This window comes from Roseivivax sp., assembly GCF_054552075.1.
The window spans coordinates 16,436-40,366 of record NZ_JBTOLZ010000015.1 but is presented as its reverse complement, the minus strand read 5'-3'; the positions used below and the strand labels follow the sequence as shown (position 1 = coordinate 40,366).

At 69.7% G+C, this 23,931-nt stretch carries 20 protein-coding genes; 7 read left to right on the top strand and 13 right to left on the bottom strand.

Annotated features, from left to right (window positions below; all coding sequences use genetic code 11):
• The first annotated feature begins 104 nt into the window (after nt 1-104).
• Nucleotides 105-731, top strand: coding sequence for a nucleotidyltransferase family protein (locus tag ACX938_RS12375; protein WP_459431288.1), 627 nt, complete (start codon nt 105-107; stop codon nt 729-731).
• Nucleotides 732-970: 239 nt separating this feature from the next.
• Here ACX938_RS12375 and ACX938_RS12370 read toward each other — a convergent pair whose 3' ends face one another.
• The 11 genes from ACX938_RS12370 to ACX938_RS12320 all read right to left on the bottom strand — a co-directional run bounded on the left by ACX938_RS12370 (nt 971) and on the right by ACX938_RS12320 (nt 14,812).
• On the bottom strand, nt 971-1,633 hold the full coding sequence (locus ACX938_RS12370) for a Hint domain-containing protein (RefSeq protein WP_459431287.1): 663 nt from the start codon (nt 1,631-1,633) through the stop codon (nt 971-973).
• Nucleotides 1,634-2,166: 533 nt separating this feature from the next.
• Nucleotides 2,167-4,839, bottom strand: a complete 2,673-nt coding sequence (locus ACX938_RS12365) for a Hint domain-containing protein (protein WP_459431286.1) — start codon at nt 4,837-4,839, stop codon at nt 2,167-2,169.
• A gap of 224 nt (nt 4,840-5,063) precedes the next feature.
• The gene (locus tag ACX938_RS12360) at nt 5,064-5,405 is read right to left on the bottom strand and encodes a hypothetical protein (RefSeq protein WP_459431285.1); all 342 of its coding nucleotides are present in this window, start codon (nt 5,403-5,405) and stop codon (nt 5,064-5,066) included.
• A gap of 368 nt (nt 5,406-5,773) precedes the next feature.
• Entirely contained in the window at nt 5,774-6,187 is a 414-nt protein-coding gene (locus tag ACX938_RS12355) for a DUF3830 family protein (RefSeq protein WP_459431284.1), read from the bottom strand.
• Nucleotides 6,188-6,200: 13 nt separating this feature from the next.
• Nucleotides 6,201-9,023: an FAD-dependent oxidoreductase gene (locus ACX938_RS12350; RefSeq protein WP_459431283.1), complete on the bottom strand. Its 2,823-nt coding sequence runs from the start codon at nt 9,021-9,023 to the stop codon at nt 6,201-6,203.
• A gap of 5 nt (nt 9,024-9,028) precedes the next feature.
• Entirely contained in the window at nt 9,029-9,922 is an 894-nt protein-coding gene (locus tag ACX938_RS12345; protein ID WP_459431282.1) for a dihydrodipicolinate synthase family protein, read from the bottom strand.
• A complete protein-coding gene (locus ACX938_RS12340) occupies nt 9,919-10,926 on the bottom strand; it encodes a phosphotriesterase family protein (RefSeq protein WP_459431281.1) in 1,008 nt (335 codons plus the stop codon). Before ACX938_RS12340 ends, ACX938_RS12345 begins: the two co-directional genes overlap by 4 nt.
• Before the next feature lie 26 nt (nt 10,927-10,952).
• Nucleotides 10,953-11,774, bottom strand: a complete 822-nt coding sequence (locus ACX938_RS12335; RefSeq protein ID WP_459431280.1) for an amino acid ABC transporter ATP-binding protein — start codon at nt 11,772-11,774, stop codon at nt 10,953-10,955.
• A gap of 16 nt (nt 11,775-11,790) precedes the next feature.
• Nucleotides 11,791-12,519: an amino acid ABC transporter permease gene (locus ACX938_RS12330; protein ID WP_459431279.1), complete on the bottom strand. Its 729-nt coding sequence runs from the start codon at nt 12,517-12,519 to the stop codon at nt 11,791-11,793.
• Between the two features lie 67 nt (nt 12,520-12,586).
• A complete protein-coding gene (locus ACX938_RS12325; protein ID WP_232753138.1) occupies nt 12,587-13,432 on the bottom strand; it encodes an ABC transporter substrate-binding protein in 846 nt (281 codons plus the stop codon).
• A gap of 69 nt (nt 13,433-13,501) precedes the next feature.
• Nucleotides 13,502-14,812 (bottom strand): M20 family metallopeptidase, encoded by a 1,311-nt coding sequence (locus tag ACX938_RS12320; protein WP_459431278.1) that lies wholly within the window; start codon nt 14,810-14,812, stop codon nt 13,502-13,504.
• Between the two features lie 194 nt (nt 14,813-15,006).
• Here ACX938_RS12320 and ACX938_RS12315 point away from each other — a divergent pair, with 194 nt between their 5' ends.
• Nucleotides 15,007-15,687: a GntR family transcriptional regulator gene (locus tag ACX938_RS12315; protein WP_459431277.1), complete on the top strand. Its 681-nt coding sequence runs from the start codon at nt 15,007-15,009 to the stop codon at nt 15,685-15,687.
• Between the two features lie 30 nt (nt 15,688-15,717).
• Here ACX938_RS12315 and ACX938_RS12310 read toward each other — a convergent pair whose 3' ends face one another.
• Both ACX938_RS12310 and ACX938_RS12305 read right to left on the bottom strand, forming a co-directional pair.
• Nucleotides 15,718-17,169 carry a fused MFS/spermidine synthase gene (locus tag ACX938_RS12310; protein ID WP_459431276.1) on the bottom strand — a complete coding sequence of 484 codons (1,452 nt, stop codon included), beginning with the start codon at nt 17,167-17,169 and terminating at the stop codon, nt 15,718-15,720.
• 170 nt (nt 17,170-17,339) lie between these two features.
• Entirely contained in the window at nt 17,340-17,999 is a 660-nt protein-coding gene (locus ACX938_RS12305) for a TetR/AcrR family transcriptional regulator (protein ID WP_232753142.1), read from the bottom strand.
• 141 nt (nt 18,000-18,140) lie between these two features.
• On the opposite strand from ACX938_RS12305, the gene ACX938_RS12300 reads away from it, so the two are divergent.
• The 5 genes from ACX938_RS12300 to ACX938_RS12280 all read left to right on the top strand — a co-directional run bounded on the left by ACX938_RS12300 (nt 18,141) and on the right by ACX938_RS12280 (nt 23,857).
• On the top strand, nt 18,141-19,037 hold the full coding sequence (locus ACX938_RS12300) for a shikimate dehydrogenase (protein WP_459431275.1): 897 nt from the start codon (nt 18,141-18,143) through the stop codon (nt 19,035-19,037).
• A gap of 23 nt (nt 19,038-19,060) precedes the next feature.
• The gene (dctP, locus tag ACX938_RS12295; protein ID WP_459431274.1) at nt 19,061-20,071 is read left to right on the top strand and encodes a TRAP transporter substrate-binding protein DctP; all 1,011 of its coding nucleotides are present in this window, start codon (nt 19,061-19,063) and stop codon (nt 20,069-20,071) included.
• Nucleotides 20,072-20,142: 71 nt separating this feature from the next.
• Nucleotides 20,143-20,667, top strand: coding sequence for a TRAP transporter small permease (locus ACX938_RS12290; RefSeq protein WP_459431273.1), 525 nt, complete (start codon nt 20,143-20,145; stop codon nt 20,665-20,667).
• A 3-nt stretch (nt 20,668-20,670) separates the two neighbouring features.
• Nucleotides 20,671-21,945 (top strand): TRAP transporter large permease, encoded by a 1,275-nt coding sequence (locus tag ACX938_RS12285; RefSeq protein WP_459431272.1) that lies wholly within the window; start codon nt 20,671-20,673, stop codon nt 21,943-21,945.
• Between the two features lie 19 nt (nt 21,946-21,964).
• On the top strand, nt 21,965-23,857 hold the full coding sequence (locus ACX938_RS12280; protein ID WP_459431271.1) for a bifunctional sugar phosphate isomerase/epimerase/4-hydroxyphenylpyruvate dioxygenase family protein: 1,893 nt from the start codon (nt 21,965-21,967) through the stop codon (nt 23,855-23,857).
• Nucleotides 23,858-23,931 lie beyond the last annotated feature (74 nt).

Genomic DNA, 23,931 nt, shown 5'->3' with positions numbered 1-23,931 from the left:
ACCGGCACGAATGGTTACTTGTCAGTTAAAAGATACAATTAATTCTGTCAATTTTCCATATTATACAAATGGGCAAGACTTCCATGGCAGAGAGCCCCGCTTCCGTGCAAGAGCCACTGACGATCACCGCGGTGCTGCCCGCCGCGGGCTTCGGGCAGCGCATGCGGGGCGGTGACAAGCTGCTCGAGCAGGTCTCGGGCGAGCCCCTGTTGCGCCGTCTGGCGCGCATGGCGGGGCGGGTTCTGGATCATGTGGTGGTCGCCCTGCCCGCGCCCGATGGTGCCCGCGCGGAGGCCCTTTCGGGTCTGAACCTGACAGTCGCAACCGTCAAGCGGCCCGAGGACGGCATGTCCGCCTCGCTGGTCGCGGGGGTGGCGGCCGCGCCCGAAGGCAGCGCCTACCTGGTGTTGCCCGCCGACATGCCCGAGATCACCGAGGAGGACCTCGCCCGGCTGGCCGCGGCCTTTCGGGCCGGTGGCGGGCGGCGGCTGGTGCGCGCGACGGATGGTGAGGGGAGGCCCGGCCACCCGGTGATCTTTCCCGCCGACTGCCGTCCGGCGCTCCTGGCGCTTTCGGGGGACGCAGGCGCCCGCGAGGTGCTGAGGGCCAACCGCGACCGGCTGGAGAGCGTGACCCTGCCGGGCCGCCGCGCCCTGGTCGACCTCGACACGCCGGAGGACTGGGCCGCGTGGCGCAAGGCGCAGGCGGCGGGGACGACTGGTCGGGAATGACGGCGGGGCTGAGGCTTTGCGTGGGCGGTGTGGCGAGGCTGGCGTTGTGGCGTTTTTCGGGGCGCTTGGGGTGTCGCTCACTGGGAGAAATACAGACCCCGAGAGCCTCGTCGCTTCTGCCTTCTTAGTTATCGCATCGCAGAAAGAATGGCGCGTAACGCCCTATTATTACCAAACATTCTCAAACCTGAAAGCGCGTGCGGCCGCCCGTGTGGCGCCCCATGCCCGCATCTCACACCTCACGCCGCAAACAACACCCGGCATTGATGCGCGTCGAGCGTCGGGCGGGCGGCGGAGAAGCGCATCTCGCCGAGATGCGCCTCGAGCTCGGGGAAGATCTGGAAGATCTCGGCCCGGACCGGGGCCTCTTCCTCGTCGAAGAGCACCTCTCCGGGCTGGAAGCTCTCGGTCCAGAGGCCGTCGCTCTGCACCAGCTCGTGGCCGGCGAAGAGGAAGTTGACGTAGAGCACGCCCTCCTCGGGGATCACGCTTTCGACGCCCTCGAAGGCGCGCAGGCTGCGGGCGGGGATCAGCACCTCTTCCTGCGCGAAGAAGAGCTCCGTCCAGGCGTTGCCGACCAGCACCCGGTGTTCGGGCGAGACCATCATGTCGCGCGCCGGCAAGCCGCGTCCAAGGCTGCCCGCGGGGATGCGCACCGGGGCGAGAGACCGCATCGCCTCGAGCGCGGGGCGCGGGAAATGCCGCTTGCCGACCCAGCGGATGGTCTGGAAGCCGTTGTCGCGGGTCAGCACGCGGTCGCCGGGCAGCAGTTCCTCGACCGGGCGTTCGCCGGTCAGGGTCTTGATCAGCGTGCCGCCGGTGAAACAGGGCGTGCAGGCCGCGGCGACGGGCGAGAGCCCGCTGCCATCCGCCTGCCCCTCTGGTCCGATCCTGTCGATCACCTGGCTCACCTTTACCCCTTTCACCGCTTACGCGCCGCTTGGCCTGCGGCCTGATCCCGGGCCAAGCCACGGGCGCATTGAGCGCCCGGTTTCGCCGTCCCCCGTATTGCCGGGCTTCGGGGCGACAATGGGACCAAAGCGTGAGCATTGTTTGAGCGTCACGCGGCAAGGAGATGGTTTTCCGGCGAAAAATCTTCGGGATTTTGCGCGATTTGTCGGAAACGGCGCGGGTGGTGCGGAGTGAAATGCGGCGGGTCTTCGGCAGGGTCGTGTGAATAAAGGGCCTTCCTGCGGGAGCGCCGATGCTAAGAAAGCAGAGCGTCCTAGGCCGAGCGCCACGCTGCCAACCACAGCCGTCTTTCTCAGAAAATCATCCGATGCGGCGCACCTTCGCCGCTCTCCGCCAGCCTGCCCGCGCCCCCAAACCACCCCGCAAAACAGATCGGGGCGGGATGCCCCACACATCCCGCCCCGCCTTGCCCGTCACCGCGGGCCCGAAGGCCCCCGGCGCGCCGGGTCGCTGCAATGGCGTGTCACTTGGTCAGAAGCTGTGCCTCGTGCTTCTTGAGCGAGCGACGCGCCGATGCGTAGCTGCGCAGTCCCTCGGTCTCGGCCAGCTCGGGGAAGAGCTCGAGGATCTCGTTGCGCTGCGCATTGCCGATGCCCTTGAGGCTGTAATCGCCGGGCTGGAAGCTCTCGGTCCAGGCGCCGTTGGCCAGGACCACCTCGTGACGGTCGAACATGAAGTGGATGTAGCTCACCCCGAGCGAGGTGACCTCGTCCACCCCGGCCAGGCCGGTCAGGTGCTTGGCCGCCGCCAGGACCTCGTTCTCTTCGAAGTAGAGCGCGGTCTTGTCGTTGTTGACCAGCATCCGGTGGTTCGGGCTGACCAGCATGTCATGCTCCGGCAGGTTGTGCCCGAGGCTGCCCGCCCGGATCAGCACCGGCTTCATGTGCGGCTTGCGCGCCAGCTCGAAGCCGGTCAGATCCTTGCGCCCGACCCAGCGGATCTCCTGGATGCCGTTGTCGCGGGTGATGATCCGGTCGCCCTCGCGCAGTTCCTCGACCAGGCGCTCGCCCTTGGGCGTGGCGACCTTGGTGCCGGGGGTGAAACAGGGCACGATTTCCTCGATGTTGAAGAAGTCGAAGCTGCCGGTGACCCGGTCGCCCGAGAGGAACTCGACCGTGCCGTCGATGCCGTTCGAGGGTCGCCCGCCGTCGTCGTCGGGCCGCTCGTTGACGATCCGCCAGTCGACGTCCCGCGCCCCGATGGCCGAGAGATCGAGCGTGTCGAAGTCGTCGCCGGCGTTGCCGCCCTGCACGGTGTCGCCCAGGAAGCCGCCCGCGCCGTCGGACTGCGAGGCATCGGAGACCGAGGAGACCACGATGGTGTCGCGGTCGGCCCCGCCGTCGATGCTGTCGAGCCCGCCGTCGCCGTTCAGCGTGTCGTCGCCCGCCCCGCCCAGGAGCGTGTCGGCGTCATCGCCGCCGCCCAGGAGGTCCTCGTCGATGCCGCCGTCCAGCGTGTCGCTGCCCGAGCCGCCTTCCAGCGTGTCGTCGTCATCGCCGCCGATCAGCAGGTCATCGCCCAGGAAGCCCTGCAAGAGGTCGCGGTCGTTCTCGGTCTGCGGGTCGCTGTCGTCGGGGATCTCGAGCGCGGCCGGGGCCGAGCCGTCGAGCGTGTCGTCGCCCTGCCCGCCGTCGAGCGTGTCCGAGCCGTGGCCGCCGTAGATCTCGTCGTTGCCCTGGCCGCCCATGACCGAGTCGTCGTCGATGCCGGCGTCGATGTAGTCGTCGTCCCCGCCGCCGTCGATCGTGTCGCGGTCGTCGCCGGTGAAGATCGTGTCGTTGCCGGCGTTGCCCTCGACGTAGTCGCGGCCGTCCTCGGTGTTGGGATCGCTGGTGAAGGTGGTGCCGCCGACGCTCAGGGGCAGGTTCGGGTCGTCGTTCTCGTAGTCCGAGAAGGTGTCGACACCCGCCACGATGCTGTCGTTGCCGTTGCCGCCGTAGATCGTGTCGGCGCCCTGCACGTCGATGATGGTATCGGCCCCGCCGCCGCCGCGCACGTCATCGTCGTCGATGCCGGGACGGATCAGGTCGTCACCGCCGTCGCCGCGGATGGTGTCGGCATCGTCGCCGCCGAAGATCGTGTCGGCACCGCCGGTGCCCTGGATGTCCTCGGCGTCGTCGAGCGGATCGGGGTCCTCGTCCAGGCCGTCGAAGGGATCGAAGGGCTGGTCGGCCGGCGGCACGGGGAAGACATCGGTGTCGATGCGGCCCTCGAGGTCGGGATCACCCACGGTGATCCGCACGGTGGCGGTGTCGGTGCCGCCGTTGCCGTCCGAAATGGTGTAGGTGATCTCGTCGTCGCCGGTGAAGCCGGAGTTCGGCGTGTAGACCACGTCGCCGTCGCCGTTGATCGTCGCGGTGCCGTTGCTGCCGTCGGTGACCGAGGTCACGGTCAGCGGGTCGCCGTCGGGGTCGCTGTCATTGGCACGCACGTCGATGACCAGGGGCGTGTCGATGTCGCCCGAGGCGGTGTCGTCCTGCGCGTCGGGATCGGCGTTCTTGTCCACGGTCGAGATCTTGATGTCCGAGACCAGGATCGCCTGCTGTTCGGTGCCGGAGTTGTCGTAGTCGATCTCCATCCGCGAGATCGGGCCCTCGATGTCGACCCGGAGCGAGCCGTCGGGGCTGTCGAAGGAGGTCGAGACCTGGCCAATCGCGCTGTTGCCCGAGACGGTCGCCGCGCCGGAACTGTCGATGGTGATGGTCGCCGGGTTGCCCATGGCGTCGAAGGCGTTGATCGTCACGATGTCGCCCGCGCCGATGCCGCCGAAGGCCGCGGGGTCGGTGTCGACGTCGTTCAGACGGAAGCTGACGTTCTGCGCCGCGTCGGCATAAAGGTCATTGGTCGCGCGGAAGTCGAAGGTCGTCTTCGAAGTCAGCTCCGGCGAGGGCGTGTTGGTGTTGTTGCCGCCCGCGTAGAGCTTCAGATGCGAGCGCGGATCGAAGTCCTCGCCCGGGGCCACATAGCCCTCGAAGGACACGTAATAGGCGGTCGCCTCGTCGCTGATCGCGTCGAAGTTCACATCCACCGCGAGCCCGCCCAGGTCGACCGAGACCGCTCCGTCGACGCCGTTCGACGGGCTCAGCCGCGACTCGACCGCCGCCAGTTCTCTCCACTCAAGACAGAGATCAGCCATTCTCTCACCCTCTCACCGTTCCTCGGGGTGCACCCCCGTCCCGCCTTCGCGGGTGCCGCATCGCGCGGCTGCACTCAGGCTCCGTGACCATCCCGAAAGACGCGCCCCCCGGATCCGAAATTCGGACACAAAGGCTCACGCGGCGTCCGGCCAGGCCGTGCCGCAATCTGACGCATCCATCAGGATGTTCGTTTTTCGGTGGCCGCCCCCGTGGCCAGCAGATGTCACCCCCCAGTGGGCTTGATTAAGAAATACGGGAAGCCGTGCCCTGCAGGAAGAAAAATTTGTCCGAAAAGTGTTCGAAATCGGGGCGATGAGCCGTCGGGCCGCCGCAATCCCGCCCAAATCTTGCGTCGAAACGGAGTGAATTGTTTCCGTTTTGCTGCGTCAAAACGGGTCATGCTGCCAATAAACTCAGGTTTTCGCGGGATGTGCCTGCCGTTTGTTTCTTTATCGAGGACGATGGCGGCGCGTGGCTTGCCCGGACGCGGGCGTGCCATATCTCCGCCGCAGTTCTCCGGCCATTTGTTCGCGCTTGCCGCCCAATGCGCGGCTTTCCGGGCCATTGGCGCGGCTTTCGCGCGGACGGGCCGCCCGGAGGCGCCGAATCGCGCAGGACGTGCAGCGGCGCGGCGACACATTCCCGCCATACTGGCAGAGCGGCACCCCGCCTTGCTTCGGCCACAATCGGCGCCGGGCGCGCGCCCGCACCCCGGCGCGCGGGCGCAGGCGCCCCGGTGCGGGACGGATCAAGACCGTAGACTGTCGCGGAAAATTTCGGCGCGGGATCCGCGGGATGCCCGCCGGGCACGCTGGGTGCGTCTCGCCCGGCGGGCCCCCGCCGGACCCCGGGCGGGAGTGCCAGGGGCCCGGACGGCAGCGCGACTGCATGGGGCCGGCCCGCGCGAGCGGGCAGCGCCCCTAAGGACCGGCCTCAGGCCAGCTCGAACCGGATGTCCTGCGCCCCTTCCCAGAGCACCAGGTTGCCCAGCGTCTTCAGGTTCTCCTGTCCGCTGGTCACGGTGATGAAGTGGTTGCCCGCGAGCTGGCCCATCTTCGAGGAGAAATCCACGCCGCCGTAGGCCAGAAGGATCTCGGTCTCGGAGATGCCGCCGGGATAGAGAATGAAATGCCCCGGCGCGGGATGCGAGGTGTGGTTCTCGTAGTAGACGCCGAAGTCGTGGTCGCCGAGCGGGATCCAGACGCCCTCGCCGCTCCAGCGGACATGAACGAGCTGACTCTTGTAGGGCAGCGTTTTCTTGAAGGCGGCGCAGGTCTTCGGGGCGTCCTCTTCCTCGAGCACGGCGTCGAACTCGAAGGGCCCGGCGTGGATCTTGAGCTTGGTCATGGGAATCCTTTCCTCAGGTGGTGAAACGGTCGAAGGAGAAGGCGGCGAGGTCCTGCCGCAACTGGCCCGAAAGCGCCGCCGCGGCCGCCTCGCGGCCCATGAGCGGGCCAAGCGTGTAGCCGTTGGCGGTGGCCGCGACGGTGACACCGGGCGCGCCCGGCAGCGCGCCGATCAGCGGTGCGCCGTCGATGTCGATGTTCATCGCCGCCCAGCTGCGCAACACCCGGAGGCCGCCGACCGCCGGCACCGTGCGCGCGGCGACCCAGAGGTTGCCCTCGAGGCTCTCTGGCAGCACCCGCGACTGGCCGCCCGGGCCGGTCTCGGCGGTCCAGGCGCCGCCGATCAAGACGGTGCCCGCCTGGGTCTGCTTCATGGTCAGATGTCGGTCCGCATGGGCGACGAGGCAGGGCAGCACCGGGCCGGTGCGTTCGGTGACCACCATCTGCAGCGGCGCGCCGCGCACGGGCACGCGGGCGCCCAGCATGGCGCCAAGCTCCGCCGACCAGCCGCCCGCGGCGATCAGCACGCGGCGCGCGCGCAGGGTTCCGCGCGGGGTCTCGGCGACGTAGCCCGCGCCGTCGCGCGCCAGCGCCGTCACCGGGGTCTGTTCCTCGAAGGCCACGCCCAGGGCGCGGGCCTCGGCGATCAGCGCGAGCGAGGCCGCCAGCGGGTTGATCTTGCCCTCGCCCGGGCACCAGGCGGCGGCGACCATGCGCTCCGAGATGGCGGGCGCGATCTGGCGCAGGCGCTCGGGGCCGATGATCTCGGTCTCGACGCCGACCCGCGCCTCGGAGCGGGCCTTCTCCTCGAGGAAGGGGATCTGCTCGGCGGTCTCGGCGACCATGAGCCCGCCGGTGGTGGCCATCTCGAAATCCGCGCCGAGGCCGGTTTCCAGCTCCTGCCAGAGCGCGATGCTTTCCTGTTGCAGCGGCAGGGTGCGCAGCTGCAGGTCGCCGCCGCCCACGGCCTTCTGGCCGAAGTCCCAGGACAGCAGCTGGAGATGCAGGCTGCCGGCGTTGCCGCCCGAGGCTTCGGCGTTGAGCCAGCCGCGCTCGAGCACCGAGACACGCGCGCCCTCGCGGGCGGCAAAAAGCGCCGCGGAGATGCCGGTCACGCCGCCGCCGATCACCAGAAGGTCGACAGCGTCCTGCGGCAGCGGCGCGCGCTCCGGCGCGCCGGGCCGGGCCGCAGGGGCGCTTTCGCGGTGCCCGCCCCATTCCGGCTTCTCCCGCGAGAGCGCGGAAAGCGGCACGGGCTTGCCGGGGATCTGCGGCGCGAAAAGCCGCTCGGGCGCGGGCGAAGTGCCCACCTCCGAGAGCATCCGCAGCGCCACGGGCAGGCAATAGCGGCCCTGGCAGCGGCCCATGCCCATGCGCGTCGCGCGTTTCAGCGCGCCGGGGTCGCGGGCGCCCGCAGAGATGGCCTTCGAGAGCTGCCCGGCGCTCACGGCCTCGCAGCGGCAGACCATGGCGTCAGGCGCGGGCGGGACCGGCGGCGGGGCGTCGAAGAGCTGCCAGAGCGCGGTCTGGAAGCGGCGCGCGGCGCGGAGCGGTGCGTCGGAGACCTCGGGTGCTGTGTGCCCCAGCGCGCGGGCCACACCGGCACCGCAGAGCGCGCCCTGCGCCTCGGCGGCGGGCGCGCCGCCCATGCCGCCCGCGTCGCCCGCGATCCAGAAGCCGGGCACCGAGGTCTCGCCCGCGGGGCCGCGCTCGGGCACCGGCAATCCGCTTCGGGGCTCGGGCGTGAGGCGCGCACCAAGCTGGCGGGCGAGCTCCATCTGCGGCTGGAAGCCCGCGCCGATGCAGACGGTGGCCGCGGCAATCTCGCGCGTGGCGTCGCCGCCGACCCGGGCCAGGCGCGCGCCCTCCTCGGTGATCCCGCGCAGCTCCCAGCCGGTCAGGACCGGCACCCGCGCGCGGGCCAGCGCCAGCCGCTGCCGCAGCCCCGCGCCGATGAGCGAGGGCGCGCGCATCGCGGCGCGCAGGAAGGCCCCGGGGCGGTCGAGCCGCGCGCGCTCGACCAGCGCCACGACCTCGCCGCCGAGGCGCAGGATCTCGTCGGCGAGCTGCCAGCCAAGCGGCCCATGCCCGGCGATCAGCACCGGGCCGGGCGGCAGGACGCCGTAGCGGCGGACCAGCGTCTGCGCCCCGCCGATGCTGAGGACATTGGAGCCGGTCCAGCCGGGCACTACGGGCGGCAGCTCGTAGCCGCCCGTAGCCAGCACGACCTGCGCCGCGCTGAGCGTCAAAGACCGGGCGCCGTCGCTGCGCAGGGTGAAGCCGCCGTCCGCGCGGGCGTGCCAGACGGTCTGGCCCTGCAGGATCCCGACGCCCGCGCGGGTGACCTCGGCGCGGAGCGCATCGCCCGCGCGGTGCTGCGCATCGGCGGGGGTTTTGCCCCGAAACCCCGCACTCCTCGGCTTGAAATACTGCCCACCCGGGGCGTCGCGTTCGTCGAGCACCAAGACCGAGGCCCCTGCCCCGGCCATCACCAGCGCCGCGCGCAGGCCCGCCGGCCCCGCGCCGATGACCACCACGTCGACGCGGCGCGTCTCGGGCGGCGGCGCCTCGCCGGCCCAAGGGTCGGGCGCGCCGTCGCGGTCGTGCATGGCGCGGACCACCATGCCCGGGGAGAGCTTGGTCATGCAGGCCAGCCGCCCGGCGCCGCCGTCGACGGAGACCAGGCAGTCCTGGCAGACGCCCATGCCGCAGAACATCGCGCGGTCCTGCCCGGCGCAACCTGTCCCCAGACAGCGCACGCCGGCGGCGGTCAGCGCCGCGGCGATGCTGTCGCCGGGCCGTCCCTCGAGCGGCGCGCCGTTCCAGGTGAACCTCATGGCGGTCAGGCCTCGGCGCCTTCCAGAAGCCCCACCGCCGCCAAAGCCTGGCGCAGCTCGGGCATCTCGGCCTCGGGCAGCGGCAGGCGCGGGCTGCGCGGCGCGCCGGTCGGCAGGCCCATGATCTCGAGCGCCGCCTTGGTCGCCGAGACATAGCGATGCCCGCCCACCAGCCGTATCACCGGCAGGATGCGCGCGTAAAGCGCCCGGGCCGCGTCGTAGTCCTGCGCATCCGCGGTCAGGCTGAAGAGCCGCGCGCAGCCCCGCGGCAGGATGTTGGAGCCGACCGCGACCCAGCCCTCGGCGCCGTTCACGAAGCTCTCGAAGCCCATGATGCCGCCGAAGACGGTCATCCGGTCGCCGCAGAGATCGAGGATGTCGCGCACGCGAGTCACATCCATCGTGCTTTCCTTGATGTAATCCACCCCGCGCAGCGTCGAGAGCCGCGCCACCACTGGCGGGGTCAGGTCGACATTGGCGGTCGCAGGGTTGTTGTAGAGCATGATCGGCAGCACCGTCGCCTCGCTGATCCGGGCGTAATGGCGGTAGAGCTCCTCTTCGGTGGGGGTCGAATAGAAGGGCGGGATGATCATCACCCCGTCGGCGCCCACCGCCTCGGCCATGCGGCAGTTCTCGATCACCGCCTCGGTGCTTTCGGCGCCCGCGCCCAGAAGCACCGGCACCCGGCCCGCCACGGTGTCGACGACGCAGCGCGCCACCGCCTCGCGCTCGGCGGGGCTGAGCGAGAGGAATTCTCCGGTGGAGCCCAGCGGGATCAGCCCGTGGATGCCCTCGCGGACCTGCCAGTCGGTGAAGCGCGCCATGCGGGCCGCATCGAAGGTGCCCGCGTCGTCATAGGCCGTGACCATCACGGAATAGGTGCCGCGAAATCGGGTCATTGCGGGATCTCCTTAAGGTTCAGAAGTCGAAGGGGCGTGTCGCGGATCAGCGCCGCGATCAGCCCCGGAGGAAAGGCCAGGCGGCGCATCAGCCCGGTGACATTGCGCAGGATGTGTCCGTAGCCATGCCCGCCCCAGCGGCGCAGGCGGGTCTTGGTGCAGATGTCCTGCGAGATCGCGATCTGCGCGCCGAAGCCCTGCGCGGCCAGATCGGCGATCTGGCGCAGGCGTCCAAGGTCGGTGGGCAGTTCGACGGTCTCGGTCATCCAGTAATGCGACTGTTCGATGCCGAAGAAATCCCATTCCACCACCGCCCCGCGTTCCAGAAGCGGCGCGATGCCCCGGCCCTCGGGATGGGTGCGGTCCATGTGGCAGAGCACCACCCGGCCGAGGTCGGCGCCGTTGCTCGCGAGGATGTCGAGGATCTCACCGCAGGCCGTAGCGTGGCGCCCGGGATGCACCGAGATCGCAGCACCTGTCGCGGCCTGCGCGCCCGCGGCGGCCGAGAGCGCCCGGGCCTCGAAGGGGGTGAGCGGCCAGCTGCAGCCCATCTCTCCGATGATGCCCGCGCGGATCTCGGTGCCGTCGAGGCCCTCGGTCACCTCGGCGGTGAAGAGGTCACAGAGCGCCTCGGCGGACAGGGCGCGGACATCGGGCGGCACCCGGTCCTCGACATAGGTGCCGGCGGCGGCCACGAGATGCACGCCGCTCTCGCGCGCCGTGCGGGCCAGACCTTGGGCGTCGCGGGCCAGCCCGCGCACAGATTGGTCGACCACCAGCCCGCCGCCGTCCTCGGCGAAAAGCGCCAGCTCCCGCGTGGCCACGCCCACGTCGCGCTGGCAGGCATTGGCCGCCAGCTCGTTCGAGCGGTAGTCGGCCTGCCAGCGCGCCTCGGGCGGGATCGGCGCCTCGGGATCGCCCGAGGCCCCCGGCGGCACGATGTCGAAAAGGACATGTTCGTGCAGCATGACCGGCCCGATCGCGTCCGGGGACAGGTCACCCAATACCGTTCGTATCACCCCACCGCCCCTTACAGGATCTTCGACAGGAAGAGCTTGGTGTGCTCGCTCTGGGGGTTGGTGAAGAACTCCTCGGGCGGGGCCTCCTCGACGATCATGCCGTCGGCCATCATCAGAACGCGGTCGGCGGCGGCGCGGGCGAAGCCCATCTCGTGGGTGACCACGATCATCGTCATGCCCTGGCGCGACAGGTCGATCATCACCTCGAGCACCTCCGAGATCATCTCGGGGTCGAGCGCCGAGGTCGGCTCGTCGAAGAGCATGACCTGCGGCCGCATGGCCAGCGCCCGGGCGATGGCGACGCGCTGCTGCTGGCCGCCCGAAAGCTGGCTCGGGAAGGCGTCGGCCTTGTCCGGCAGCCCGACGCGGGCCAGGAGTTCGCGGGCGTGTTCCTCGGCCTTGGCGGGCGCCTCGCCGAGGATCTTCACCGGCCCGACGGTGATGTTCTTCATCACGTCGAGATGCGGGAAGAGATTGAAGGACTGGAACACCATGCCCATGTTGCGGCGCTGGCGCGCGACCTTGCGGTCGCTCAGCGCCACGCGCTTGCCGCCCTGGTCCTGGCGGTAGCCCATGAGCTCTCCGCAGGCCAGGATCGAGCCGCCCTCGATGGTCTCCAGGTGGTCGATGCAGCGCAGGAGCGTGGATTTGCCCGAGCCCGAGCGGCCGGCGATCACCACCACCTCTCCGGTGCGCACCGTCAGGCTGACGTCGCGCAGCACCACGTTGGATCCGAAACGCTTCTCGACGTCGCGGATCTCGACGATGGGCGGGCCGAGGTCGCGGGGGCCTGCCGGGGCGACCGGCAGGACTTCGGCGTTCATATGGGTCATCTTCTCGTCCTCCATCTCAGACCTGGGCCGCCTGGCCGGTGAGCACCGGGTCGGGGCGCTTGCCGTCGTCCGCGGCCACGGGGCCGAAGGGCCGGTCGTAATGCGCCTCGAGCCGCTTCTGCACCAGGCCCCAGACGGTGGTCATCAGGAGGTACCAGCAGGCGGCGCACATATAGGCCTCGAGCACCTTGAACTCGAGCTGCGCGAGCTGCTGGGTGCGTCGGAAGAGCTCCTCCATGGAGATCACCGAGGCCAGCGAGGTGGTCTTGATCATCAGGTTGAACTGGTTGCCGAGCGGCGGAATGATCACCCGCGTCGCCTGCGGTATGATCACGATCCGCATGCGCTGCGCCCAGGTCATGCCAAGCGCGAGGCTGGCGTCCTCCTGGCCCTTGTTGACCGACAGGATGCCCGAGCGGACGATCTCGGCGAAATAGGCGGCCTCGTGCAGCGAGAGCGCGATGATCGCGCTTTCCACCACGCCGAGCTTGATCCCGACCTTGGGCAGGACGGTGTAGATGATAACCATCTGCACCAAGAGCGGCGTGCCGCGCCAGATCCAGATGTAGGTATTGGCGATCTGCCGCAGCACGAGGTTCTTGGACATCTTCATGAAGGCCACGACGACCCCCAGCGAACAGCCCAGCACCATGGCCACGATCGACAGCCAGATCGTCGTCCAGACCCCGCTCAGCATGTAGTCGCTGAACAGGAATTGCATGAAGTGGTCCCAGCTCCAGGACATGTGGTTTCCCTCCGGATTCGGGGCGGCAGGATGCTGCCGCCCCCGGTGTGGTCATGCCTCGGCCGGATCAGTTGCCGGAGTAGAAATAGGTGAACTCGCCGGGCCAGCGGTCCCAGACGTCGATCTTGGTGGTGCCATAGGCATCCATCATCGCGTCATAGGTGCCGTCGGCCTTCATCGCGTTCAGCGCATCGGCCACGGCCTGGGCCAGGTCGGGCTCGTCGAAGGCGAAGGCCCCAGGGGTGCCGGGATACAGCCCCGTCGCCGCCTTCGAGAACTGCCCCTGCTCCTGGTAGTAAGAGCCGATGGCATCGCCCGCGAAGACCGCCGAGATCTGCCCGCCGCCAAGCGCGAGGAAGACCTCGCCGTAGGTGTTGAAGGCGCGGATATCCATCGGGTCGAGCCCCTCGGCCACCTGGGCGTCGTTGATCTCGTTGAGCTTCTTCTCCTCGAAGCCCGCAATCTCGACGCCGACGGGATGGCCCGCGAGGTCCTTGGGCGCGGAGAAACCCTCGGGGTTGCCGGCCGCGGCGATCAGCGCCAGGGCGTTCACCGAATAGGGCACGAGCTGCATGAAGCCCGCGCGTTCGTCGGTGAAATAGAGCCCGGTGTTGATCATGTCCCAGCGGTCGGCATCGAGGCCGGGGATCTGCACCGCGAAGTCGACGTTGCGGTAGACCGGCTCGAGGCAGAGACGCTTGGCGATCTCGTCGCCCATGTCGCGGTGCAGACCCGCGATATTGCCGTCCTTGTCGATATACTGCTTGGGCGGGATCGTCGCGTTGATCGACATGGTCAGCTTGCCGTCCTCGACAAGCGGCAGATCCGCCGGGCAGTCCTGCGCCAGCGCGGCGCCGGTCGAAAGGCTCAGAAGGGTGGCCAGCGCCGTCCCTGTCATCAAGGTCTTGGTCATCGTGTCGTTCCTCTGTTGGTGGGATGGGGTCGGGGCCGCTTCATCGGCCCTCTGTTAAATCTGGAAATGTCAGGAGGGGGCGCCGGGGCGCGCGCCGCTGCACCAGTCGGTCACGACCCGGGTCGTGACCTCGACCATGCGCAGGAAATCGGCCACATCGACCCATTCGTCGCGCTTCTCGTTCTGGCTGAGATCGCCGCAGAGACAGCCGAAGGCGACGCAGGGGATGCCCGCCTCGACCGGCGGATTGCGGATGTCCGAGGAGGTGTGCATCACGTTCACATAGGGCGCCTCGCCGGTGACATCCGAGACCGCCCGCGCGGTCACCTGGTAGAGCGGGTGCTCCTCGGGCACATGGGCGCCGGTCACGCCGGTCAGCCAGTCGATGCGCGGAGGATTGTCGCGCAGCCAGTCGTCGGCCTGGGCGGCGCGGGCGACGGCCTCCTCGACCTCGGCGCGGACCTCGGCCAGCGTCTCGCCGGGCGGGAAGGACAGCGCGCCGCCCATCTCGCAGGTCTCGGCGATGCGGGCGAGTTTGCTCATCTCGCCGCAGCGGATGCGCGAAATGTGCAGGTTGGTGGCGCGGCCGACCCGGGCTTCGATCTGCGGCTGGCGGATGCGGCGGGCGCGGTCCTCGGCCAGCGCCATCAGCGCGGCATGCACCAGCACCGCCTTGTCGACGGGATTGGCCGCGAGATGGGAAAAGGCGGTCTGGCCGGGCTCGGTGGTGTCTGGCGCCTGGCCGGTCACGGTGATGCGGAACTCCACCTGCCCCGAGGCCAGCGCCTTGATCTCGCGCATGCCGACGCCGGATTCGGCGGGATGCAGGTAGAGCGCGGCATCGGCGGAGAGCCCGTCGTGCAAGAGCGCCGCCACGCCCCGGGCGTAGCGCTTCGAGGGCGTGGAGGCGAAGACCGCCCGGCCCAAGGGCGCGCCATGGGCGGCGGCGGCCTCGATCGCCAGGACCGCGGCGGCGCAGCCCGCCAGATCGTCGGCGACACCCCAGCCGTAGAGCTTCCCGTCCTCGACCGCGCCGGCGAAGGCGTCGTGGCGCCAGGCCTCGGCATCGCGCATGGGCTCGCCGTCGGGATGGGCGAAGATTAGGAGGCTCGGCAGATCCGCCTGCCCCGTGAGCGTGCCCACCACGGCGCTGCGCCGTTCGGTGGCGCGGGAGGCATCGGCGGCGAACTCGCCCTTCACCGGCACCTCGGCGGGATCGTAGTCGCGGGTCTCGACGCTGCAGCCGGCCTGCGCGAGCCGCGCGGCGATGGCGGCCTGCACGGCGGCCTCGCCCTTGGGCTGGAGCGCGATCAATTCGCGCAGAAAGGCAATCGCGCTGTCGCTGCGGGTTTCGGGCGGCCTGGCGGTGGTCATCATCATTCTCCCCTCCGTCGCGTCCCGACGGTATACAATTCAACATTCATAGTGCACGATAAAAACGCAATAGATTTTTGGTGGCATACATGAAATACACGGGAAGACCCGCGGCAGAGGCCTCCGCAGCGCCGCGGTTTTCATCGCCGCGACAGTTGGTTGCCCGGCTTCCGGGCAGCCGCGAAACGAAGAGTGACGCCATGAGCAAAACCAGCCCGCGGCCTGTGGCCAGCACCGAATCGCCCGCCGCCGCCAAGCGTGGCACGCTCTCGGGCCGCGCCTACGAGGCGCTCTCGACGATGATCGAACAGCGCCAGCTCGCCGCCGGAAGCGTCATCGTCGAACAGCAGATCGCCGACCTTCTGGGCATCTCGCGCACGCCCCTGCGCCAGGCGCTGCAGCGGCTCGAGGCCGAGGGCGTGCTGGTGAAATCCGCCAACCGCTCCTTCCAGGTGCGCAAGGTCGAGCTGCGCGAATACCTGCAAAGCCTGAAGGTGCGCGAGCTGCTCGAGGCCGAGGCCGCGGCGCTCTGCGTCGACCGGGTCGACCCCGCCGACATCCAGCGCGCCCGCGAGACCCTGCACGCGGTCGAGACTCGCAGGCCCTACGACATGCTGGCGCATTGGCGCTCGGACGACGAGGTGCACGGGCTCTTCATCGAGAACTGCGGCAACCGCGTGATGGCCGACATGATCCACGCCCTGCGCGCGGGCACCAAGATGTTCGAGATCGACCGCCTGGCCGAACGGCTCGAGCCCGACAGCCGCCAGCACGCCGCGATCCTCGACGCGCTCGAGACCCGCGACGCCCGCGCCGCGCGCAAGGCCGTGGGCGGGCATATCCGCTCGCTCTTCCGCTTCGCGATCGAGACGGTGTCGTGAGGGCGCGCCGCGCCGCCTTGGAGGGGCGCGCTACCGGTGCCCGCTCCACCCGCGGTCGTCGGTGAAGGCGCGCGCTTCAGAGATCTGCACGGCGGCGTAATCCTTCGGCATCTCCTCCAGCGGCGCGATCGGCGCATCCGAGGCGACCAGCACGATATTGGCGCGGCCGGTCTGCCAGAGCGGGCTCTGAACGGCGCGCACATGGGGGTAGAGCTCGGCCAGGATGGCGTGGATGCCCCCGGCGAGCCGCCCGTCGGGATAGTCCAGAAGGTTCACATAGACCGGCCCGTCGACAATCTCGCGCAGCCGGGCATAGGTCTCCAGCGTGGCGAGATGCGCCGGCACCGAGCCCGAGGAGAAAGCGTCCATCACCGCCGCGTCGAAGCGCCGGTCGGTCTCGTTGATGATGACCCGCCCGTCCGCGTGCCGGATCTTCAGCCGCCCGTCGCCGGGGTTCCTGTCGTCGCCAAGGACAACACCGGTCTTCTCGATCATCGCGCCGGCCTCGGGCAGGTGGCGGCGGACGACCTCGGTGACCAGCGGGTCGATCTCCACCGCCAGTGCGCGGGCTTCGGGGCGGTCGTCCAGAAGCCGCGTCGGCAGGCTGTAGCCCCCGCCGCCGATGAAAAGCACCGAGGGCGCGGGCCCGAGGTCGCGGTCCATGCGCTGCCAGAGCCATTGCGTATAGCTCAGGACCAGCCTGTCCTCCGGCCCCTCGCCCGGACGTTCGGCGGCCTGGGCGGTGCCGTCCGAGACCAGGTAGGTGGCGCTGCCCTGCTGCGCCACGTCGATGCAGGAGAGCCCGGATTCGTAGCGGCAGATCGGCCCGGACAGGAGCGAGGCGCCGACCAGGAGCACGGTCGCCACCACCGCATTGATCCCCGGCGCCTCGTGCCGGGCCCCGCGGTCGGCCGCACGCAGGACCGGCAGGCAGGCCAGCGCCACCGCGCCGCAGAGCGTGAAGGTCGCCGCCGAGCCGATCAGCGGCAGGGTCACGAAGCCCGAGAGCACCGCCCCCGCGATCGCCCCCACCGAACCCGCCGCCAGCACCACGCCCAGCGAGGAGCCCTCGCGCCCCGGGCGCGCCTCGACGGCCAGCTTGGCGAGGAAAGGCGACGGCAGCGTGACCAGCACCGAGGCCGGGAAGAAGGCCACCAGGACCGAGACGACCATGCCCGCGGTGCCCCGCGCGCCCAGCGTGTAGACCAGCCCCAGGATCACCGGCGAGAGCGCCATGAGCGCCGCCGTCGCCAGGAGCGCCTTGCGGATCGCCGAGAGCGCCGCGGGCCGCTCCCGCTCCGCGATCAGCCCGCCGAGCGCGCTGCCCAGCGAAAAGCCCGCGAGGACCGTGGCGATCACCGTGGTCCAGGTTAAAAGCGAGGTGCCGAAGAAGGGCGCCAGCACCCGGCCCGCCGCGATCTCGTAGGTCAGCCCGACCGCCGAGAGGACAAGGATGAGCGCGATGATGGTCCAGAAGCGCATGGGGTCTCCCTCGGGCGGCGCGGTGTCGATGACGTGCGGTGCTATGTGGGGCCCCGGGCGTCGAGGTCACGGAGCGGTTGGGGCGGTTGGTATTTTAGCCTGCCCGTCGCGGCATCGGGTTGGAACGCCCCCTGCCCCGGACAGCCCCCCGACCGCCGCCGCGCGTCCGCTCAGCCCTCGCCCTCGGGCGTCTTCAACGCGCCGCGCACCACGGCGCGGGCGGCCTCGCGGCGGAGCATGTCCTGGCCGGCCTCCTCGAAGAGCGCATTGCCGAAATTGGCCGCGAAGGTCGTGCGGTTCGAGACGTTGAAAAAGCTCATCGCGCTGATCTGCCAGTGCAGCGCCAGGGCCGAGACGTCGGGCCGGAACAGCCCGGCCTCGATCCCCGCCTGGCAGATGCGCTCCAGCATGCGAATGGCGCCGACGTTCTGCTCGGCGAACCGGTCGGATTCCGCGATGTGGCAGCCGCCGTGGATGTTTTCGACCATCACCAGGCGGATGAAATCGGGATGCGCCCGGTGGTGGTCGAAGGTGAACTCGGCGAGCTTCTGCAAGGCCGCGTCCGGCGCCAGCCCGTCGATGTCGAGCTCGGCCTCGGCGGCGCGGACCTCGGCATAGGCGTCCTCGAGCACCGCGCGGTAAAGCGATTCCTTGTCGCCGAAATAGTAGAAGACCATCCGCTTCGAGGTCTTGGTGCGCGCCGTGATGTCCTCGATCCGCGTGCGGGAGAGGCCCCCGCGGGCGAACTCCTCGCGCGCCACGCGCAGGATGTCGGCCTTCACCGCTTCGGGATTCTGCTTCCAGCTCCGTGACTTGGCGGTCTCGTTCACCTGTCGTCCCTCCGGCCGTCCACCCCTGCTCGATGCGCGCAGTTCAGCACAATTAACCCGTGGGATCAATTCCGTTGACAGAATTAACCTGCGGGTTCATTTTGAGCCTCAGAATCACTTCGGCAAACGACGGAGGGCGGCGTGGCGCAGCTCGACAGACCCCGAGAGACCCTGCTGGCCGGCCTGATCGGCCGGGGCATCGCGGCCTCGCGCACGCCGCGCATGCATATGGCCGAAGGCGCCGCGCAGGGGCTGTCGTCGGTCTACCGGATCCTCGACATGGACGCCCCGGAGCGCGCCGAACTGTCGCTGTCGGACATGCTGAAGGCCGCCGAGGCCAGCGGCTTCGACGGGCTGAACGTGACCTATCCCTTCAAGATCGAGGTCATGGGCCTTCTTGACGATCTTTCCGAGAACGCCCGCACCATCGGCGCGGTGAACACGGTGGTGCTGAAGGATGGCCGCCGGGTCGGGCACAACACCGACCTCTGGGGTTTCGCGCAGAGCTTCCGCACCGGGCTGCCCGAGGTGACGCGCGACCACGCCCTGCTGATCGGCGCGGGCGGCGCCGGGGTCGCGGTGGCGCATGCGCTGTCCGATTGCGGCGTGCGGCGGCTCTCCATCCACGACAGCGATCCCGACCGGGCCGAGCGGCTCGCTACGCAGGTGGCCGCCAACCGGCCCGAGACCGCGACCGCCGCGGTGACGGACCTAGACGCGCTCTTCGAGACCGACCGGCCCGACGGCCTCGTCAACGCGACGCCCATGGGCATGGCCAAGCTGCCCGGCATGGCGCTTCCGGCCGCCCTTCTCGACCCCGCGCTCTGGGTCGCGGACATCGTCTATTTCCCGCTCGAGACCGAGCTTCTGCGCGCCGCCCGCGCCGCGGGCTGCCGGGTCCTGCCGGGGTCCGGCATGGCGGTCTTCCAGGCCGTCCGCGCCTTCGAGCTCTTCACCGGCCGGCCCGCCGACCCCGCGCGCATGGCCGCCACTTTCGACACTTTCGATCACCCCGCCCCCGTCGCGGCGGGCACCTGAGAACGCAAAAGGGAGGAGCATCCATGCGTATCGAACCGAAAACCCTGATTGGCGTTGCCGCGCTTTGCGGCACGCTGGTCGCCGGCGCGGCCTCGGCCCAGACCCTGCGGGTCGCCCATGTGGACCCCGACGACTGGACCGGGTCGAAGAAGGGCGCCGCCGCGCAGATCTTCAAGAACATCGTCGAGGGCGAGACCGACATGACGGTCGAGCTGTTCCCCGCAGGCGCGCTCGGGAACGAGGACGAGCTGATCGCCCAGGCGCAGGACAACCTCACCCAGGTCGTGCTGGTCTCGGGCGCCATGTCCAAGGTCTGCCCGGCCGCCTCGGTGCTGGACATCCCCTATACCTTCCCCTCGGCCCCGGTGGCCTGGGAGGTCCTTGACGGGGAGTTCGGCCAGGCCCTCGGCCAGCATTGCCTGGAGGAGACCGGGTTGCGCACGCTGGCCTACGGCGAGACCGGCTTCCGCAACTTCACCAACAACACCCGCGAGATCCGCAGCCCCGCGGATATGGAGGGCTTGAAGTTCCGGGTCCAGCCCATTCCGCTTTATGTCGAGATGGTCGAGGGCCTCGGCGGGGAACCGACCCCGATTGCCTGGACCGAGCTGCCGAACGCGCTGTCGACCGGCGTGGTCGACGGGCAGGAGAACCCGGTCGGCGTGATCTACAACAACGGCCTGCACAAGCTGCAGAGCTACATGACGCTCGACGGCCACGTCTATGCCGCGGACTTCATCCTGATCTCGGACGAGTTCTTCCAGGGTCTCGATCCCGCCCAGCAGGAGGTCGTGCAGAAGGCCGCCTCGGTCGCGGGCACCATGGGCCGCGCGATCCAGCAGTGGAACACCGCCGAGGGCGTGACCAAGGTGCAGGCCGAGGGCATGCAGGTCTATTCGCCGACCGCCGAGGAACTGCAGGCCTTCGCCGACCAGGCGCAGCCCGCCGTGGTCGACTACCTGCGCGGCGAACTGGGTGACGACGCCGAGTGGATCGACCGGCTGCAAAGCGCGCTTGCCGCCGCCACCGAATGACCGGACCCCGGCCCGGGCGCCGCGTGCACACCGCCGCGCCGCCCGGGCCGGGCAGACCTAGGGAGGAGACAATGGACAGGATCAACGCAATCGCCCGCCGCGTGTTCGGCTTCGGCGCCGGGCTTTCGATGGCGCTGGTGTTCCTGGTGATCTTCGTCAATTCCACCCGCCGCTACCTGGTAGGGCGCTCCGTGCCCTGGGGCGAGGAGCTGCCCATCTACCTCACGATCTACGGCGTGATGTTCGGCCTGGCGCTGGCCTATCTGCACGACGCGCATATCCGCTTCACCATCCTCGTCGACATGCTGCCGGCCCGAGCCAAGCGGCGGCTCTTCATGGTCGCCGATGTCGTGACCGTCGTCTCGGGCCTCGCGCTGGCCTATGCGGGCCACCTCTTCGCGGTGCGCCGCGGCGATGTCGACGCCTCGGGCCTCAAGGCCACGGCGGACGCGCTGGCCAGCACCACGGGCATCGAGGCCCTGGTCTGGCTTGGCCGCGTTGGCCCCTATCAATACGCGATTGCCTTCGGCGGGCTGATCCTCGCCATCGCCGCCGCCCTGAAACTCGCCGAGCGCGCCCGCGCCCCGGAGGTCTGATCCATGGTCTATGCCGTCCTCATCGTCGGGCTGCTGGCCGGCGTCCCCATCGCCATCGCCATCGTGGCCGCGCTCCTGGTCTTCATGTCCACGGGCGAGGCCCCCTACACCCTGCGCATCGTGCCGACCGAGATGTTCAAGGGGCTGAACTCCTTCCCGCTCCTGGCCATCCCGCTTTTCGTGCTGGCGGGCGAGGTGATGAACGAATCCGGCATCACCTCGCGCATCATCGCCTTCGCCAATGTCATCGTCGGGCGGCTGCGCGCCGGGCTGGCGCTGGTCAACATCTGGGCCTCGGTGATCTTCGCGGGGCTCTCCGGCTCCGCCGTGGCCGACACATCGGCGATCGGCCGGGTCTTCATCCCCGAGATGGAGAAACGCGGCTACGACCGCAGCTTCGCCGCCGCGCTGACCGCCGCCTCCTCGGTGATCGGCCCGATCATCCCGCCCTCGATCCCGGTGATCATCTACGCGCTGATCGTCTCGGGCGTCTCGGTGCCCGCGCTCTTCATGGCGGGCGTGGTGCCGGGCATCCTGCTGGCCATCTTCCTGTCGATCTACGTCATGGCGACGGTCAAGGTCGATCCAAGCAAGGACGTGGGCGCGCTGGACGAGACGCCCGCGAGCACCGCGCTCCTGCAGGGGATCCTGCCGCTGCTGATGCCTGTCTTCGTGGTGGGCTCGATCCTCCTGGGCGTGGTGACCCCGACCGAGGCCGCGAGCTTCGCCGTGGCCTATGCGCTGGTCCTGGGCCTCGTCGTCTACCGCAAGATCCGGCTCTCGGCCCTGCCGCGCATCTTCTCGGGCGCGATGAAGGACAGCGCGATCATCCTGATCATCATCGCCGCGGTCTCGGCCGGGAACTGGCTTCTGACCTATAACCGCGTGCCGAACATGCTGACCGACTGGGTGCTCGGTAATGTCGACAGCCAGACCACCTTCCTTCTGGCTGTGATCCTGCTGTTCCTCTTCGTCGGGCTCTTCCTCGAGGGCATCGCGGCCATGCTGGTGCTGGTGCCGATCCTGCACCCGATCGCGGTCTCGCTCGGCGTCGACCCGGTGCATTTCGGCATCCTGGTCATCTTCAACCTGATGATCGGCCTGATCACCCCGCCCCTGGGCCTGTGCCTCTTCGTCGCCGAGGGCGTGGCGCAGGTCGGCATGGCCCGGCTGATCCGGGCGATCATGCCGCTTTTCCTGGTCGAGGTGCTGGTGCTGATCATCCTGACCTTCGTGCCGCAGACGGTGATCTGGCTGCCGCGCGCGCTGGGCTACTGAGCGACAGGGAGAACCGCGCATGAAGACCTCCATCGCCACGGTCTCGATCTCGGGCGCGCTGCCGGAAAAGCTCGAGGCCATCGCCAAGGCCGGCTTCGACGGGATCGAGATCTTCGAGCAGGATTTCATCGCCCATGACGGCGGCCCCGCCGAGGTCGGCCGGATGGTGCGCGACCACGGGCTCGAGATCACCCTTTTCCAGCCGTTCCGCGACTTCGAATGCCTGCCCGGGTCGCTGCGGGCCAAGGCCTTCGACCGGGCCCGGCGCAAGTTCGACCTGATGGGCGAGCTTGGCACCAACCTGATGCTGATCTGCTCTTCGGTGCATCCCGAGAGCCTCGGCGGGATCGACCGGGCGGCCGACGACCTCTCCGAGCTGGGCGAGATCGCCCGCGCCCAGGGCATCCGCCTGGGCTACGAGGCACTGGCCTGGGGCCGCCACGTCAACGACCACCGCGACGCCTGGGAGATCGTGCGCCGCGCCGATCACCCCAACGTCGGGCTGATCCTCGACAGTTTCCACACGCTGGGCCGCCGCCTCTCGCCCGAGTCGATCCGCGCGATCCCGGGCGACCGCATCTTCTTCGTGCAGCTCGCCGACGCGCCGGCGATCGAGATGGACCTGCTCTACTGGTCGCGCCACTTCCGCAACATGCCCGGCGAGGGCGACCTCGACGTGGCGGGCTTCTGCCGCGCCGTGGCCGCGACCGGCTACGACGGGCCGATGAGCCTGGAGATCTTCAACGACCAGTTCCGCGGCAGCGACCCGCGCGTCGTGGCGGGCGACGGCTATCGCGCGCTGACGGCGGTGATGGACGAGGTGCGCCGGGCCGAGCCGGACACGCCGATGCCCCTGCCCGCGATCCCGCCGCGCGTGCAGGTCGAAGGCGTCGCCTTCCTCGAGTTCGCCGCCCGCCGGACGGACCTTTCACGCCTGTCGGACACGCTCTCCGGCCTTGGTTTCGCGCGGGTCGGGCGGCACCGGAACAAGGCGCTCGACCTCTGGCAGCAGGGCGCCGTCCGCATCGTCGTCAACGCCGAGGAGACCGGCCACGCCGCCCATGCCTGGAACGTGCGCGGCACCTCAATCTGCGACATCGGCCTGCGGGTCACCTCCGCCGCCGAGACGCTGGCGCGGGCCGAGGCGCTGGGCTCCAAGCCCTTCCGCCAGCCCACCGGGCCCGGCGAGCTGGACATCCCCGCGATCCGCGGCCTCGGCGGCTCGGTCCTGCATTTCATCGACGCCGAGAGCGGCCTCGACCGGGTCTGGGAGGTCGAGTTCCTGCCCGTCTCCGAGGAACCCCCCGCGCCCGGCGTGGGCATCACCGGCATCGACCACCTCGCCCAGACCATGTCCTACGAGGAGATGCTGAGCTGGACGCTCTTTTACACCACGCTTTTCGACATGGCGAAGACGCCCATGGTGGATGTCATCGACCCCGACGGGCTGGTCCGCAGCCAGGCCATCGAGAGCGCGGGCGGCGCCCTGCGGGTCACGTTGAACGGCGCCGAGACCCACCGCACCCTCGCCGGCAGCTTCCTTGCCGAGAGCTTCGGCGGCTCGGTGCAGCATGTCGCGCTCGCGACCGAGGACATCTTCGCCACCGCGGAAGCCCTCGCCGGGCGCGGTTTCGAGCCGTTGCCGATCCCCGAGAACTACTACAGCGACCTCGCCGCCCGCTTCGACCTGCCCGAGGGGCTGCTCGACCGGCTGCGGCGCTGGAACGTGCTCTACGACCGCGAGGGCGCGGCGGAATTTCTGCAGCTCTACTCCCGCGCCTTCGCCGGCGGCATGTTCTTCGAGATTGTGCAACGCGCCCCCGGCTACCGCGGCTTCGGCGGCCCCAACGCCCCGTTCCGCATCGCCGCGCAGAAGCGCCTGGCCCGGCCGAAGGGGATGCCGGCGGTGTGAGGTTGGCGGTGGCGGGTGGAGGCCCGTCGCGATGCGGGGCACCCAGCAGGTGCCGGTGCCCTGCCCCGCGCCAC